Consider the following 14,234-nt stretch of genomic DNA (forward strand, 5'->3'; position numbering starts at 1 on the left):
TTACTCCTGAGTCCGGGCGAGGTGGGTTTGCAAACGGGCGATGGTGTTTTCGAACTCATGGGGCTGATGGGCGAACCGGTCCGGGCATTCGGGGATCAGGCTCAGGTAATCGCGGTTCTCCAGCGCTCGCCGGCAGTGCTCGCTGGTCAGGATTTCCAGCGAATAGATCCAGTTGGCCATGATCAACAGCGCCGAATAGTGCCCCGCCAGGGTGGTTGTGGTGCAAGCGTCGCCGACCAGGCGAATGTGGTAGCCCAGCGCAAAGGCATCGAACACGCTGCTGAGGACGCAGACATCGGTCAATACGCCACTGATGATCAATGTGTCGACGCCCAATGCCTTGAGTCGGGCATCCAGAGGTGTGCGGTGGAAGGCACTGTAACGGCCCTTGTCGAGCACCCACTCATCCGGCAGCGGCGCCAGTTGTTCGAGTATTTCCACTTGCCGGGAACCGGCGCGGTAGCTGCTGGGGCCACCATCGGCCGCTCGCGGTTCGCCGCGCGGCATGTCGCGGCCGTCGGCCTGATTGATATGGCGGGTGAAAATGACCGGGACCCGCTGGCGGCGGGCGGTTTGGAGCAATGCGGCGGTGTTGGCCACCACTGTGTCGAATTGTTCCAGGACGAATCCGTCCTCTTGCTGCATGTCGATGATCAACAGCGCGTTTTTATTGTTCATTGAGCAAACCTGATCACGAGTCGAAGCACAATGCGCCTCACCACGTCGCGCAATGGCGCGACATGAGGTGCGTGGATTTCTGTTCGGAGGGGCTCAGTGAATTATTTGCCAGAAGCCGTTTTGTTTGGCGCAGACGCTGGCGCGCAGGCGCTTGAGCTGGATGTGCGAAGCGGTCCATGCACCGCGCAGGTAAGCCTGCTCGGCGCCACAGGGCAGGGCGAGTGATGGGAGGCGACCGTTTGGCATTGGAATCGACCCTACACGTCAGTCAGCCCCAGGCTTCGCGCCCCGGGGCAGGTCAGCGGGCTCAGCGAAACGCCGGGACCACTTGCTTGATAAACAGCTCCAGCGATTTTTTCTTCTCGGCATGGGGCAAGCTGTTATCGCACCAGAAGCTGAACTCGTCGACCCCCAGTTCCTGGTAGTACTTGATGCGCGGAATGATTTCTTCGGCGGTGCCGATCATTGCCGTTTTGTGCAGGCTCTCCAGTTCGAACTCTGGGCGCGCGGCAAATTTCTCTTCCGGACTCGGTGCCAGGAAACCGTTGACCGGCACTTCCTTGTTGCCGAACCACGCGTCGAAGGTGCGGTAGAACTTCGAAATCGCCTTGGCCCCGACTTTCCAGCCTTCCGGGTCATCGACTGCGTGCACGTGGGTGTGACGCAGCACCATCAGTTGTGGGCGCGGTACGTCGGGATTGTTGTCCAGCGCAGCCTGGAATTTGTTCTTCAGGTCGAGGACTTCTTCGTCGCCCTTCATCAGTGGCGTGACCATGACGTTGCAGCCGTTGGCCACCGCGAAGTTGTGCGAGTCCGGGTCGCGGGCGGCGATCCACATCGGCGGGTTGGGCTTCTGGATCGGCTTGGGCACGCTGGTAGAGGTGGGGAATTTCCAGATCTCGCCGTCGTGGGCGTAGTCGCCTTGCCACAGTGCGCGCACCACCGGAACCATCTCCCGCAGCGCCTGGCCACCGGACGAGGCGGGCATGCCGCCGGCCATGCGATCAAATTCAACCTGGTAAGCGCCGCGAGCCAGCCCGACTTCCATCCGACCGTTGCTGATGACGTCCAGCAACGCACATTCGCCAGCCACCCGTATCGGGTGCCAGAACGGCGCGATGATGGTGCCGGCGCCCAGGTGAATGGTGGTGGTCTTGGCCGCCAGGTAGGCCAGCAGCGGCATCGGGCTCGGTGAAATGGTGTATTCCATGGCGTGGTGTTCGCCGATCCAGACCGTGCTGAAGCCACCGGCCTCGGCCATCAATGTCAGTTCGGTCAAGTCTTCGAACAACTGACGATGGCTGATGCTGTCGTCCCACCGCTCCATGTGCACGAACAGGGAAAATTTCATGACGCTTACCTCGGGTTTTTATTTTTGAAGGTCGGTTCAGGCCAGGACGGGCAGGGCGCCCATTTTGCCGTGGCAGTACACCAGTGGACCGGTGGTGCGTTGCGGCACGATCAGGTTCTTTACCGCGCCCACCATGATTGCGTGATCGCCACCTTCATACTCACGCCATAACTCGCATTCGATGATCGCCGTGGCATTGCTCAGCAGCGGGTTGCCCAGCTCGCTCAAGGTCCACTCGATGCCTTGGGCCTTATCCTTGCCTTTACGGGCGAAGGCATAGGCTTCGTTCTGCTGGCCGCCGGAAAGTACGTGGATGGCGAAGCGTTTGTTCTTGATCAGGATCGGGTAGGAATCGGAGCTGTAATTGGGGCAGAACAGCACCAGGGCCGGGTCCATGGACAGCGAACTGAACGCGCTGGCGGTAAGGCCGACGATTTGCCCGTCGTCATCCAGGGTGGTGATCACGGTCACGCCAGACGGGAACGAACCCATGACTTGTTTGTAGATGGCGGCATCGATCATTGGACGGTCCTCGGGCGGTGTACGGCGGGTTTTTATGTTTGTTGGTATGATGGTATACCGTAATACATCGTTTGCAAGTGCTTTTTGACGTGAGGCGATCGGCGTAATGTCAGTCAGATAAGCGATAGAAACAGCGATGAATAACCTGTGGCGAGGGAACAAGCTTCCTCGCCACAGGTTCCAGCCCTCACTTCAGGTTAATGCGCGCCGGCCGCCTTATTCAGATCGCTTTCAGCCCATTGGGTGTAGACGCACGCATCAGCGGTGGCCCAACGCACTTGCACCGGGTCGCCAGCCTTGAGCGGCATGCCTGCCGCAGACAGCGCCTTGACGGTCATTGAGGTTCCGCCCGATGTCACCACGCTGCACGTCTGGCTTTCACCGAGGAACAGCACTTCCACAACTTTGGCCGACACCTCGTTCCAGCCTGCCGCCAGCGGTTGCTGAACGGCTTGTGGAACACTCAACGCCTGGGCTTTTTCCGGACGCACCATCAACAGCACATCCTGGTCGGTGTGCAGGCCGGCGGTCAGGCGGATCGACAACGACTGACCTTCAAACGACGCCACCGCATTGCCCTGGGCCTTGAGTTTGAGGAAGTTCGAATTGCCGAGGAACGAAGCGACAAACGCATTCGGCGGGTTCTGGTAGAGGTCATAGCCGCTGCCCAGACCAACGATTTTGCCGTGACTGAAAATCGCGATGCGCTGGGACAGGCGCATGGCTTCTTCCTGGTCGTGGGTTACGTAGACGATGGTGATGCCGAGGCGCCGATGCAGTTGGCGCAGCTCATCTTGAAGATCCTCACGCAGCTTTTTATCCAAAGCGCCAAGCGGTTCGTCCATCAGCAGAATGCGCGGTTCGTACACCAGCGCCCGGGCAATCGCCACGCGCTGTTGCTGGCCGCCGGAGAGTTGCGAAGGGCGGCGATGCGCAAATTGCTCAAGCTGCACCAGTTTGAGCATCGCATCGACCCGGCGCTCGCGCTCGGCAGTGGCCAGTTTGCGAATCGCCAGGGGGAACGCAATGTTGTCGCGAACCGACAGGTGCGGGAACAGCGAATAGCGCTGGAACACCATGCCGATGTCACGCTTGTGCGGCGGCACGTTGACCAGCGATTGGCCTTCGACCAGGATCTCGCCGCTGCTCGGCGTTTCGAAGCCGGCGAGCATCGACAGCGTGGTGCTTTTGCCCGAGCCGCTGGAGCCGAGGAAGGTCAGGAATTCACCGTCCTGAATGTCCAGCGAGATGTTGTCCACGGCGGCAAAGTCACCGTAGTGCTTGTTCAGGTTGCGCAGGCTGACCAGGGTCTTGCTGTTCTGCTGCGCGGGGTCTTTGATCACGGCACTCATTACTTACTCCTGGGCGCTCAAGCGCTGACTTCGTTGCGCCGGCGCAGGGCGGCGGCGATCACCATGACCAGTACCGACAGGCCGATCAGCAGCGTCGAGGCGACGGCGATCACGGGTGTCAGGTCCTGACGCAGGGTGGTCCACATTTTTACCGGAAGGGTTTGCAGGGTCGGGCTGGCCATCATCACGCTCAGCACCACCTCGTCCCACGACACCAGGAACGCGAACAGTGCGCCGGCGACCATGCCCGGACGAATCGCCGGAAAGGTCACCTTGAACACCGCTTGCAGGCGCGATGCGCCGCAGATCACCGCGGCATCCTCAATCGACTGATCGAACAGCTTCAGCGAGTTGATGATCGAGATGATGGTGAAGGGCAGCGCGACAATCACGTGGCTGACGACGAAGGCAAACATCGTCCCGGTGTAACCGAGTTTGAGAAACAGCGCGTACACCGCCACGGCGATGATCACCAGCGGCACGATCATCGGCAGGGTGAACAAGCCGTAGAGCATTTCCCGGCCGGGAAAGCGCCCGCGCACCAGGGCGAAAGCGGTAGGCAGGCCCAGAGCCACGGCGAAAATCGTGGTCAGTACCGCGACCTTGAGGCTGGCCAGTGCGGCGTTCATCCAGTCGGCGTTGGAGAAAAACTGGCCGTACCATTTCAGCGTCCAGCCCGGCGGCGGAAACACCAGCCACTGGGAGGAGCCGAACGACAGCAGCACGATGAACACGATCGGCAACAGCAGGAATAGACCGATCAACCCGGTGGTGGCGTACAAACCGAAGCGCATGCGCCGGCTCATGGCATTGGGGGACAGGAGCATGACGGCTTACCTCGCGTTGCTGGCGCCAACCGGGGATTCCGGCTGAAGCTTCAGGTAGAAGTAGAACAACACCAGCGTAATCACGATCAACAACGCCGCACCGGCACTGGCCAGGCCCCAGTTAAGGAACGACTGCACCTGCTGGATGATGAACTCGGGCAACATCATGTTCTGCGCGCCGCCGAGCAGCGCCGGGGTGACGTAGTACCCGAGCGACATCACGAACACCATCAAGCCACCGGAGAACAAACCCGGCCGGCACAGCGGCAGGAACACCCGGAAGAAGTTGGTCCACGGACTGGCGCCGCAGATGGAGCCGGCTTGCAGGATCATCGGGTCGATGGCCTGCATGGTTGCCTGCAACGGCAGCACGATGAACGGGATCATGATGTAACTCATGCCGATCACCACGCCGGTCAGGTTGTGCACCATTTCCAGCGGCTGATCGATGATGCCCATCGCCATCAGTGCCTTGTTGATCACCCCGGAGGCCTGTAGCAGCACCAGCCAGGAATAGGTCCGCGCCAGGAGGCTGGTCCACATCGAGAGCAGCACGATGCTCAGGACCCAGCGGCCCCAACCGCGCGGCACCAGGGTAATCGCCCAGGCCAGCGGAAAGCCCAGCAGCAGACTGAACAACGTCACCAGCCCGGCCACGGAAAAGGTGTTGAGCAGGACCCGCGCATAAGCCGAGTTGGCGAACAGTTGCTGGTAGTTGCCCAGGCCTGGCTCCGGTTCAAGCACACCGCGCAGCAACAAACCAATCAGCGGCGCCAGAAAGAACAGGCCGAGGAACAGCAGCGCGGGGACCAGGTTACCGGCCCCGCGCCAACGCTGGGCCCGCGAAGGAGATTGCGTCATCACTGCCGCCTTGCCGGGAGCGCCAGCGGCGCTCCCGATCGGAGTGGATGGACGGGACGCGGCCGTCATTTTCATTTGACCAGCCATTCGTTCCACCGTGTCGCGATGGCCGAACCGTTTTTGGCCCAGTACGCGAAATCAAGAGTGATCTGATCCTTAGCGTAGGCAGTCGGCAGGTTCGGAGCCAGTACCGAGTCCAGGCGCGCCACGCTGTCGACGTTGACCGGGGCATAGGCTGTCAGGTTGGAAAAATCTGCCTGGCCTTTTGCGCTGCTGGCGCTGGCGAGAAATTTCATGGCCGCCGCTTTGTTTTTCGTGCCTTTCGGGACGACCAGAATGTCGGCCATGACCAGGTTCTGTTTCCAGCTCACGCCGACCGGTGCGCCGTCTTCTTGCAGGGCGTGAATCCGACCGTTCCAGAACTGACCCATGCTGACTTCACCGGACGCGAGCAACTGCTGCGACTGCGCACCACCGCCCCACCAGACGATGTCTTTCTTGATGGTGTCGAGTTTCTTGAAGGCGCGATCCAGATCCAGCGGATAGAGTTTGTCGGCGGGCACACCATCGGCGAGCAGGGCCAGTTCAAGCACGCCGGGGCTTGGCCATTTGTAGAGGGCGCGTTTGCCGGGGTAGGTTTTTGTGTCGAACAGCGCGGACCAGTCTTGAGGTTTGCCAGCGCCGAGCTTGCCTTCGTTGTAACCGAGCACGAAGGAGAAGAAGAACGAACCGACGCCGTAATCGGACACGAAGCGCGGGTCGATCTTGTCGCGCTGGATCTGGGTGAAATCGAGGGGTTCGAGCAAGCCCTCGGCGGCGGCGCGCAGGGCGAAGTCGGCTTCGACGTCAACCACGTCCCATTGCACGTTGCCGCTTTCGACCATGGCTTTGAGTTTGCCGTAGTCGGTCGGGCCGTCCTGGACTACGGTGATGCCGCTGGCCTTGCTGAACGGGTCGGCCCAGGCCTGCTTCTGCGCATCCTGGGTGCTGCCGCCCCAGCTGACGAAGTTGACGCTTTCAGCCGCCATCGCAACGTGGCTCGCTGTGGCTAGCAAACCGGCAAACAGGATTGCGGTTGCACCTTTGTTCAACACCATTTTCACGCCCTCATTGTTGTGTTTATGAGTGGGGCTTTTGAATGCCCCTATCGGGAGCAGTAGGTCCATCGGGTCGGTTACGACTGTCCGGTCTATGGAATATCATATTATGGTATTCCAAACTTTGTGCAAGCACTTTGCCTTACCGGCTATCTGCCAAGTGTGGGTTTTTCACAACGTTGAACCGCTTTTTTTTGTAGGAGCAAGGCTTGCCCGCGATGGCGATCTCATCGATGCCATCGCGGGCAAGCCTTGCTCCTACAGGTACGGGGGACGACTCCCGGTCACTGGGTAAACGGAATGCTCTCAACCACTTCCAGGTCGTAACCGGTCAAACCGGCGTACTTCAATGGCGGGCCGAGATGCCGCAGTTTGCCCACGCCAAGGTCCTGCAGGATTTGCGCACCGGTGCCCACTTCAGAATAGATGCGCGACTGTGAACGGCTGAACTGCCGAGGTGGCTGGGTCAGTTGCGGCACCCGTTCCAGCAGCGCTTGCGACGACTCGTGATTGGCCAGCACCACCACCACGCCGCAACCTTCCTCGGCCACACGCTGCAATGCCGCCCACAACGTCCAGTTCGACGGCCCGCTGTATTGCGCGCCGACCAGATCGCGCAGCGGATCGATCACGTGCACGCGCACCAGCGTCGGTTCGTCCCGGCGCACATCGCCCATGACCATCGCCATGTGCACGCCGCCCTCGATACGGTCTTCGAAGGTGATTAGCCGGAAGACGCCATGCACCGTAGGCAGTTCCCGTTCGCCGATGCGCAGCACGGTGTGTTCGGTGCTGAGGCGATAGTGGATCAGGTCGGCGATGGTGCCGATCTTGATCCCGTGCTTGTGCGCGAACACTTCGAGATCCGGGCGGCGGGCCATGGTGCCGTCATCGTTCATGACCTCGACAATCACCGAAGCCGGGGTGAAACCGGCCAGGCGTGCCAGGTCGCAACCGGCCTCGGTGTGTCCGGCGCGGGTCAACACGCCGCCTTCCTTGGCGCGCAACGGGAAGATATGGCCCGGCTGCACAATGTCGGCCGGGCCGGCATTGGCGGCGACGGCTGCCGCGACAGTTCGTGCCCGGTCGGCGGCGGAGATGCCGGTGGTCACACCGGTGGCGGCTTCGATAGACACGGTGAATGCGGTGCTGAACACGCTGGCGTTGGTGGGCACCATTTGCTCAAGGCCCAGACGCTGACAGTGTTCATCCGTCAACGTCAGGCAGATCAAACCCCGGGCCTCGCGGGCCATGAAGCTGATGGCTTGAGCGGTACAGCAGTCGGCAGCGAGCAGCAGGTCGCCTTCGTTTTCCCGGTCTTCATCATCGACCAGGATCACCATTTTGCCTTGGCGATAATCTTCGATAATTTCTTCGATGCTGTTGAAGGCCATGCTGGGATTCTCGATGATGGATGAATAGGTAATGTGGTATACCATAATACAAAACAAACCGAGAGGTCACTATGAAGGCGTACTGGATTGCTCACGTGAATGTCACCGACCCCGATCAATACACGCACTACACTCAGCGCGCACCGGCGGCGTTTGCGTTGTACGGCGGGCGATTCCTGGCGAGGGGCGGGCGCAGCGAAGCGATGGAAGGTCGGCCGACGCCACAGCGCAGCGTGGTGATTGAGTTCGACTCTTACGAGCAGGCTCTGGCCTGTTATCACTCGGAGCAATATCAAGAGGCGAAGCGGCACCGCGCGGGCGTGGCGCTGGCCGACATCATCATTGTGGAAGGCGTGGCGCCGGCCTGACAAACGCCGCATCACCCGTAGGAGCAAGGCTTGCCCGCGAAGGCGATTTCGAGAACGCCTTCGCGGGCAAGCCTTGCTCCTACTGTGAATTGGGGCGAGACACAAAATGTGTGGACGACGCGAAGCTCCTGTAGGAGCAAAGCTTGCTCGCGAAGGCGATTTCGAGAACGCCTTCGCGGGCAAGCCTCGCGCCTACAAAAGCGGCAGCGCCGCTAGCGGATGAAGTGAATCTTGCCGCTGTCGTCGTTGCCGATGTAGATGCCGTAGACGCCGGCCTGGCGTTCCTCGATGTAGCGTTCGAGGATCTGCCGGATGGCCGGGTAGTAGATGCTGTCCCAAGGGATGTCCTCGGGCGCGAAGAATTGGTAGTCGAGGGTTTCCGGCCCGTACTGGCCAGTGATCTCCAGCGCGATGGCGCGGAAGATGATGTACACCTCGCTGATCTTCGGCACGCTGAAAATCGAGTAGGGCGAGAGAATTTCGGCGCGTACGCCGCTCTCTTCCCAGACTTCGCGCAGTGCCGCTTGCTCGGTGGTCTCGCCACCTTCCATGAAGCCCGCCGGCAAGGTCCAGGTGCCAGGACGCGGCGGTATCGCCCGCTGGCACAACAAGTACTTGCCGTCCTGCTCGATGATGCAGCCAGCGATGATTTTCGGATTGATGTAATGGATGTAGCCGCAGCCGTTGCACATCAGGCGCTCGTGCGTATCGCCCGGCGGGAGCTGAGACTTGAGGTCACTGCCGCCGCACTTTGGGCAAAAGCTCGGGCTGAACATGTTCAGCGACCTATGCGCGGTTCTTTGAGCGCGATCGGCAAGGTGATCTCCGGGATTTCACCCGTCTCTTCCTGCTTGCTCTTGAGGTAATCCATGGCGACCTTGGCGGCGGAGCGCACATGGTCGACGCAGGCCTGGTGGGCGAGCAATGGATCGCCACTTTTGATCGCCTCGACCATGCGTTCCATTTCCTGGTTACTGGCGCCCCGACGGTTTTCCTGGGACACCGAGGTCGCCCGCAGGTAGCTGATGCGGGCCTGCAACTGGCGCAACTGGGTGGCTGCGACATGGTTGCCCGAGCCTTCGAGCAAGACATCGTAGAAGCCCTGGACTGAATCGATCACCTGCTGCAACTCGCCGTCCTTGAGGGCTTCGCGGTTGACTTCAAGGGCTTTTTCCAGGGCCTTGATGTCCTTGGCCTTGGCGCGCAGGGTGAACAGCTGGACGATCAGGCCTTCGAGCACGCAACGCAGCTCATAGATGTCGCCGGCATCGGACAGGGTAATGATCGCGACCCGTGGGCCCTTGGCATCGGCGAACTCCACCAGGCCTTCGGATTCCAAGTGACGCAAGGCTTCACGCACCGACGTGCGGCTGACGCCCAGGCGATCACACAGATCGCGTTCGACCAGACGGTCTCCCGGCAGGAGCTGGAAGTTCATGATGGCGCTTCGCAGCTTATCCAGCACGATTTCGCGCAGGGTAATGGGGTTGCGATTGACCTTGAAGCTGTCGTCGAGTGGCAGGCGTTTCATGGGGTCCGCTCTGAGTGTGGCTGTCCATGCAAAAAAGAGCACTTTGATCCAGGATCATCCGTGCTCGGTCAGATCAAACAGCCAAGGGTTAACTTGAGGCCTCGGCATCGGCTTCGGCGAAGGCTTCACGGGCAAGCCGGAAACTGTCCACGGCTGCGGGCACTCCGCAATATATGCCGACCTGAAGCAGAATTTCGCGTATTTGCTCACGACTCAGGCCGTTACGCAAGGCGCCGCGCACATGCAGCTTGAGTTCGTGCGGCCGGTTGAGGGCCGAGATCATGGCCAGATTTATCAGGCTGCGTTCTTTGAGCGACAAACCCTCCCGGCCCCAGACATGGCCCCAGCAGTATTCGGTGACCATCTCCTGCAACGGCCGGGTGAAGTCATCGGCGTTGTCGATGGAACGCTGAACATAAGCTTCACCCAGCACTTGAGTGCGGATCTTCAGGCCTTTTTCGTACTTTTCGTTGCTCATGAATCCTCCTCTTACACATTTTTTTGTAGGCGCTGTCGAGTGCAACGAGGCTGCGATCTTTCAAAAACCAACATCAAAAGATCGCAGCCTGCGGCAGCTCCTACGGGAAATCGTGTAAACCGTCAGGCCAGCGTCGGCAATGGGCCCAGCTTGCCTTTGTGGTAGATCATCGGCGTCACCGGTTGCTCGGGCAGGATCAGGTTCTTCACCAGGCCGACGATAATCGCGTGGTCACCGCCATCGTATTCGCGCCACAACTCACACTCGATAATCGCCGTGGCCTTGCCCAGCAGCGGGTTGCCCAGTTCGCTCAAATGCCAGTCGATGCCATTGGCCTTGTCCTTGCCTTTACCGGCAAACGCGTAGGCCTCGGCGGTCTGGTCGGCGGACAGCAAATGAATCGCAAATTGCTTGCTGTCGCGCAGGATCGGGTACGTATCTGAAGCATAGTTGGGGCAGAACAACACCAGCGCCGGGTCGATCGACAGCGCACTGAACGCGCTGGCGGTAATGCCGACGATGCCGCCGTCCGGGTCCAGGGTGGTCACCACCGTGACCCCGGACGGGAAGGAGCTCATGACTTCTTTATAAATGCCGGGTTCGATCATTTCGCAGACTCCTAACGCATCACAAACGGGTCAGGCATCGGCGCCTGGGAGAGGTTGATCCACACCGTTTTCAGCTCGGTGTAGGCCAGCACCGAATCGATGCCGCTTTCGCGTCCATAGCCGCTGTTCTTGAACCCGCCAATCGGCGCCATGGCCGAGACGGCGCGGTAGGTGTTGACCCAGATGATCCCCGAACGCACGTCCCGGGCCAGGCGATGGGCGCGACCCAGATCGCGGGTCCAGATGCCGGCGGCGAGGCCGAATTGCGAGTCGTTGGCAATCGCCAGCGCTTCGGCTTCGTCCTTGAACCGGATTACCGACGCCACCGGGCCGAAGACTTCCTCCTGCATGATCTTCATCGAGTTGCTGTCGCATTCGAACAGCGTCGGCTCGTAGAACCAGCCGTCGCCCAGGTTCTGCGGCCGCTTGCCGCCGAGCTTCAGGCGCGCGCCCTCGGCAATCGCGCCGGCCACCAAACCTTCAACCACCGCCAGTTGCTGCGCGGTAGCCATCGGGCCCATTTCGCTGGTGTCATCCTGCGGATTACCGATGCGGATGCGTTTGGCGCGTTCGACCAGGCGTTCGACGAACTCGTCATAGATCTCGTCCTGCACCAACAGCCGCGAACCGGACACGCAGCTTTGCCCCGACGCCGCATAAATCCCGGCGATAGCGCCGTTGATCGCGCTGTCGAGGTCGGCGTCGGCGAAGATAATGTTCGGCGACTTGCCGCCCAGTTCCAGGGACAGCTTGGCGAAGTTCTCGGCGCTGCTGCGCACCACATGCCGCGCCGTGGCTGCACCGCCGGTGAAGGCGATTTTGCGAATCAGCGGATGGCGGGTCAGGGCCGCACCGGTGCTTGGGCCGTAACCGGTGACCACGTTGACCACGCCCGGCGGGATGCCGGCCTCGAGGGCCAGTCGCGCCAGTTCGAGGATGGTTGCCGAAGCGTGTTCGGACGGTTTGATTACGATGGTGTTGCCCGCCGCCAGGGCCGGTGCGAGTTTGATCGCGGTCAGGTACAGCGGGCTGTTCCAGGGAATGATCGCCGCCACCACGCCCATGGCTTCGTGCACGGTGTAGGCAAACAGGTCGGGCTTATCGAGGGGCAGGGTGCCGCCTTCGAGCTTGTCGGCAAGGCCCGCGGTGTAATGGAAAAACTCCGGCAGGTAGCTGACCTGGCCACGGGTTTCGCGAATCAACTTACCGTTGTCACGGCTTTCCAGTTGCGCCAGGTGCTCTTTGTTTTCGGCGATCAGGTCGCCCAAGCGGCGCAACAGTTTGCCGCGAGCGGTGGCGGTCAAGCCACGCCATGCCGGGCTATCGAAGGCCGTTTGCGCGGCTTGAACGGCGCGCTCGACGTCGGCCTCATCCGCATCGGGCAGTACTGCCCAAGGCTGGGCAAGTGCCGGGTTCAGGCTTTCAAAAGTTTTGCCGGACAGGGCATCGACCCATTCACCGCCGATGCACATCTGGAAGCGTGCGAGTGTCATGCAACGATCCCCTTTACAGGTTTTTGTTGGGCGTGCGCAGTATCGAGAAACTCGAGCAACAACTGGTTGACCAGGCGCGGCGATTCTACCGGCATCATATGCCGTTGCTCGGCGAGTACGGCAACGCGCGCGCCGGGAATGCGTTCGGCCAGTTGCTCGGCCATTTGCGGGGTCGAGCCGGGATCGAGTTCACCGGTGGCAACCAGCGTCGGCACTTGAATGCTGCCGAGGTCGTCGGCGCGGTACATGTCCTGGGTGGCGAACAGTTCGTAAGTGGTCAAGTAACCCTGCGGATCGTTGCCGGCCAGGGTCTGGCGCAGGGCGGCGATCTGCGCCGGGTTGGCCGCTTGGTATTCGCGGCTGAACCAGCGCGACAGCGCCGCCTCGGCGTTGGCATCCGGCCCGTGTTCGGCGGCCTGAGCGGTGCGGGCGATCACCCCGGCGCGTTGTTCTTCGCTGCGATTGAATACGCTGTTGAGCACCACCAACCCTTGCAAGCGTTGCGGGTAGTGCAAGGCAAACGCCCGCGCCACCAGCCCGCCCATGGAGAAACCGATCACGGTGGCTTGGGGCAATTGCAGATGATCAAGCAGCTCCAGCAACTGATCGGCATAACCGATCAGGCCCGTGCCGCTTTTTGGGCGTGGGCTGGCGCCGTGGCCGAGCATGTCGTAGGCGATCACGCGGTAGTTCGTTGCCAGGCCGACGACCTGGCCGCCCCACATTTCTTTGTTCAGGCCCACGCCGTGGATCAAGACCACGGGCTGGCCTTGGCCGGTCGCCAGGTAACTGGTGCCAGCCGGGGTGAGTTCAGCGGTGAGCCGAATCATGGAGCGCTCCTGCATGCTTTTTTTATTGGCGTTGCACCGGCGGAATTACTGGGCTTTTTCGGCGGCCAGCTCTTCCAGATCGATGTAACGGTTGCCGATGCGAGGATGCAGGCGGCCGCCATCGGCGCAGCCCAGCACCACGACGATTTCGTCGGCACGCGGCGCGTCTTCAATCTTCATTTCCAGAGTGATGTAGTGCGAACGCAGGCCTTCATCGTCCTTGTGCATCATTGGAATCTGGATCGACGTGCCCGGGCCACCGCGCTTGTTGGTGAAGCTCAGGTAGCTCTTGGCCTTGACCGCTTCGCGGTAGTGATTGCCGAAGCGCAGGGTGTGGATCACCGCCGAAGCGTGTTCGATCTCGCCGTCGGCACCGACCACTGCGGCTTTGCCATAGGCTTCAATTTTGTCGGCGCCGCCGATCGTCGCCACCAGACGTTCGACCATCAGTGCGCCGAGGTCGGAGCAGTTGGCGCGGATTTGCGGCTTCAAATCGTCGACAAAACCACTGCCCAGCCACGGGTTTTTCATCACCACCGCCAGGCCTACCATGGTCACCGGCTTGTCAGTGGCCTTGCCGCCTTCGATAAAGGTTTCTTCAACGTAGCTGACGATCTTGCGGATTTCGAAACTCATGGATGGCTCCCGATCAGGTTAAAAGTGTCTGTGCGTATGATGGTATACCATAATACTGGTTGTGCAAGACCCTGATGGGAGATTGTGGTGGTGGGAGGCGACCAGCGGCGGGGCGGTAGTTGCGAATACGCGGATCTGAGAGCGAAGTACAAACCCTGTGGGAGCGGGCTTGCTCGTGAAAGCGGTGGGTCAGTCAATGCAAATGGCG

17 protein-coding genes are annotated in these 14,234 nt (G+C 60.8%); 1 reads left to right on the plus strand and 16 read right to left on the minus strand.

The window, feature by feature from the left end; genetic code table 11:
• The 9 genes from V5E99_RS04240 to ribBA all read right to left on the minus strand — a co-directional run bounded on the left by V5E99_RS04240 (position 1) and on the right by ribBA (position 8,082).
• The gene (locus V5E99_RS04240; protein WP_499801185.1) at positions 1 to 678 is read right to left on the minus strand and encodes a cysteine hydrolase family protein; all 678 of its coding nucleotides are present in this window, start codon (positions 676 to 678) and stop codon (positions 1 to 3) included.
• A 93-nt stretch (positions 679 to 771) separates the two neighbouring features.
• Entirely contained in the window at positions 772 to 924 is a 153-nt protein-coding gene (locus tag V5E99_RS04245) for a hypothetical protein (RefSeq protein WP_499801186.1), read from the minus strand.
• 61 nt (positions 925 to 985) lie between these two features.
• Positions 986 to 2,029, minus strand: coding sequence for an LLM class flavin-dependent oxidoreductase (locus V5E99_RS04250; protein WP_499801188.1), 1,044 nt, complete (start codon positions 2,027 to 2,029; stop codon positions 986 to 988).
• 36 nt (positions 2,030 to 2,065) lie between these two features.
• On the minus strand, positions 2,066 to 2,551 hold the full coding sequence (locus V5E99_RS04255; RefSeq protein WP_123512877.1) for a flavin reductase family protein: 486 nt from the start codon (positions 2,549 to 2,551) through the stop codon (positions 2,066 to 2,068).
• A gap of 197 nt (positions 2,552 to 2,748) precedes the next feature.
• Positions 2,749 to 3,903 (minus strand): ABC transporter ATP-binding protein, encoded by a 1,155-nt coding sequence (locus V5E99_RS04260; protein ID WP_499801190.1) that lies wholly within the window; start codon positions 3,901 to 3,903, stop codon positions 2,749 to 2,751.
• Between the two features lie 17 nt (positions 3,904 to 3,920).
• A complete protein-coding gene (locus V5E99_RS04265; protein WP_499801192.1) occupies positions 3,921 to 4,730 on the minus strand; it encodes an ABC transporter permease in 810 nt (269 codons plus the stop codon).
• A gap of 6 nt (positions 4,731 to 4,736) precedes the next feature.
• Positions 4,737 to 5,591 carry an ABC transporter permease gene (locus V5E99_RS04270; protein WP_499801194.1) on the minus strand — a complete coding sequence of 285 codons (855 nt, stop codon included), beginning with the start codon at positions 5,589 to 5,591 and terminating at the stop codon, positions 4,737 to 4,739.
• Between the two features lie 71 nt (positions 5,592 to 5,662).
• Positions 5,663 to 6,688 carry an ABC transporter substrate-binding protein gene (locus V5E99_RS04275; RefSeq protein ID WP_499801196.1) on the minus strand — a complete coding sequence of 342 codons (1,026 nt, stop codon included), beginning with the start codon at positions 6,686 to 6,688 and terminating at the stop codon, positions 5,663 to 5,665.
• Between the two features lie 284 nt (positions 6,689 to 6,972).
• Positions 6,973 to 8,082 carry a bifunctional 3,4-dihydroxy-2-butanone-4-phosphate synthase/GTP cyclohydrolase II gene (gene ribBA, locus V5E99_RS04280; RefSeq protein WP_499801198.1) on the minus strand — a complete coding sequence of 370 codons (1,110 nt, stop codon included), beginning with the start codon at positions 8,080 to 8,082 and terminating at the stop codon, positions 6,973 to 6,975.
• Between the two features lie 71 nt (positions 8,083 to 8,153).
• On the opposite strand from ribBA, the gene V5E99_RS04285 reads away from it, so the two are divergent.
• On the plus strand, positions 8,154 to 8,450 hold the full coding sequence (locus tag V5E99_RS04285; protein ID WP_499801199.1) for a DUF1330 domain-containing protein: 297 nt from the start codon (positions 8,154 to 8,156) through the stop codon (positions 8,448 to 8,450).
• A gap of 212 nt (positions 8,451 to 8,662) precedes the next feature.
• Here the strand turns inward: V5E99_RS04285 and V5E99_RS04290 are convergent, their stop codons facing one another.
• The 7 genes from V5E99_RS04290 to V5E99_RS04320 form a co-directional block, all read right to left on the minus strand.
• A complete protein-coding gene (locus V5E99_RS04290; protein ID WP_499801201.1) occupies positions 8,663 to 9,226 on the minus strand; it encodes an NUDIX hydrolase in 564 nt (187 codons plus the stop codon).
• 2 nt (positions 9,227 to 9,228) lie between these two features.
• Positions 9,229 to 9,981 carry a GntR family transcriptional regulator gene (locus V5E99_RS04295; RefSeq protein WP_499801203.1) on the minus strand — a complete coding sequence of 251 codons (753 nt, stop codon included), beginning with the start codon at positions 9,979 to 9,981 and terminating at the stop codon, positions 9,229 to 9,231.
• A gap of 88 nt (positions 9,982 to 10,069) precedes the next feature.
• Positions 10,070 to 10,459, minus strand: coding sequence for a carboxymuconolactone decarboxylase family protein (locus tag V5E99_RS04300; protein ID WP_499801205.1), 390 nt, complete (start codon positions 10,457 to 10,459; stop codon positions 10,070 to 10,072).
• Positions 10,460 to 10,581: 122 nt separating this feature from the next.
• Entirely contained in the window at positions 10,582 to 11,067 is a 486-nt protein-coding gene (locus V5E99_RS04305; RefSeq protein ID WP_499801207.1) for a flavin reductase family protein, read from the minus strand.
• Between the two features lie 11 nt (positions 11,068 to 11,078).
• Positions 11,079 to 12,560 (minus strand): aldehyde dehydrogenase, encoded by a 1,482-nt coding sequence (locus V5E99_RS04310; RefSeq protein ID WP_499801208.1) that lies wholly within the window; start codon positions 12,558 to 12,560, stop codon positions 11,079 to 11,081.
• Positions 12,557 to 13,390: an alpha/beta fold hydrolase gene (locus V5E99_RS04315; protein ID WP_499801210.1), complete on the minus strand. Its 834-nt coding sequence runs from the start codon at positions 13,388 to 13,390 to the stop codon at positions 12,557 to 12,559. The genes V5E99_RS04310 and V5E99_RS04315 overlap by 4 nt, the downstream gene beginning before the upstream one ends.
• A gap of 45 nt (positions 13,391 to 13,435) precedes the next feature.
• A complete protein-coding gene (locus tag V5E99_RS04320) occupies positions 13,436 to 14,026 on the minus strand; it encodes an amino acid synthesis family protein (protein WP_499801211.1) in 591 nt (196 codons plus the stop codon).
• Positions 14,027 to 14,234 lie beyond the last annotated feature (208 nt).

The organism is Janthinobacterium sp. LPB2021202312-11-4 (assembly GCF_037049705.1).
In the GTDB taxonomy this organism is placed as follows: domain Bacteria; phylum Pseudomonadota; class Gammaproteobacteria; order Pseudomonadales; family Pseudomonadaceae; genus Aquipseudomonas.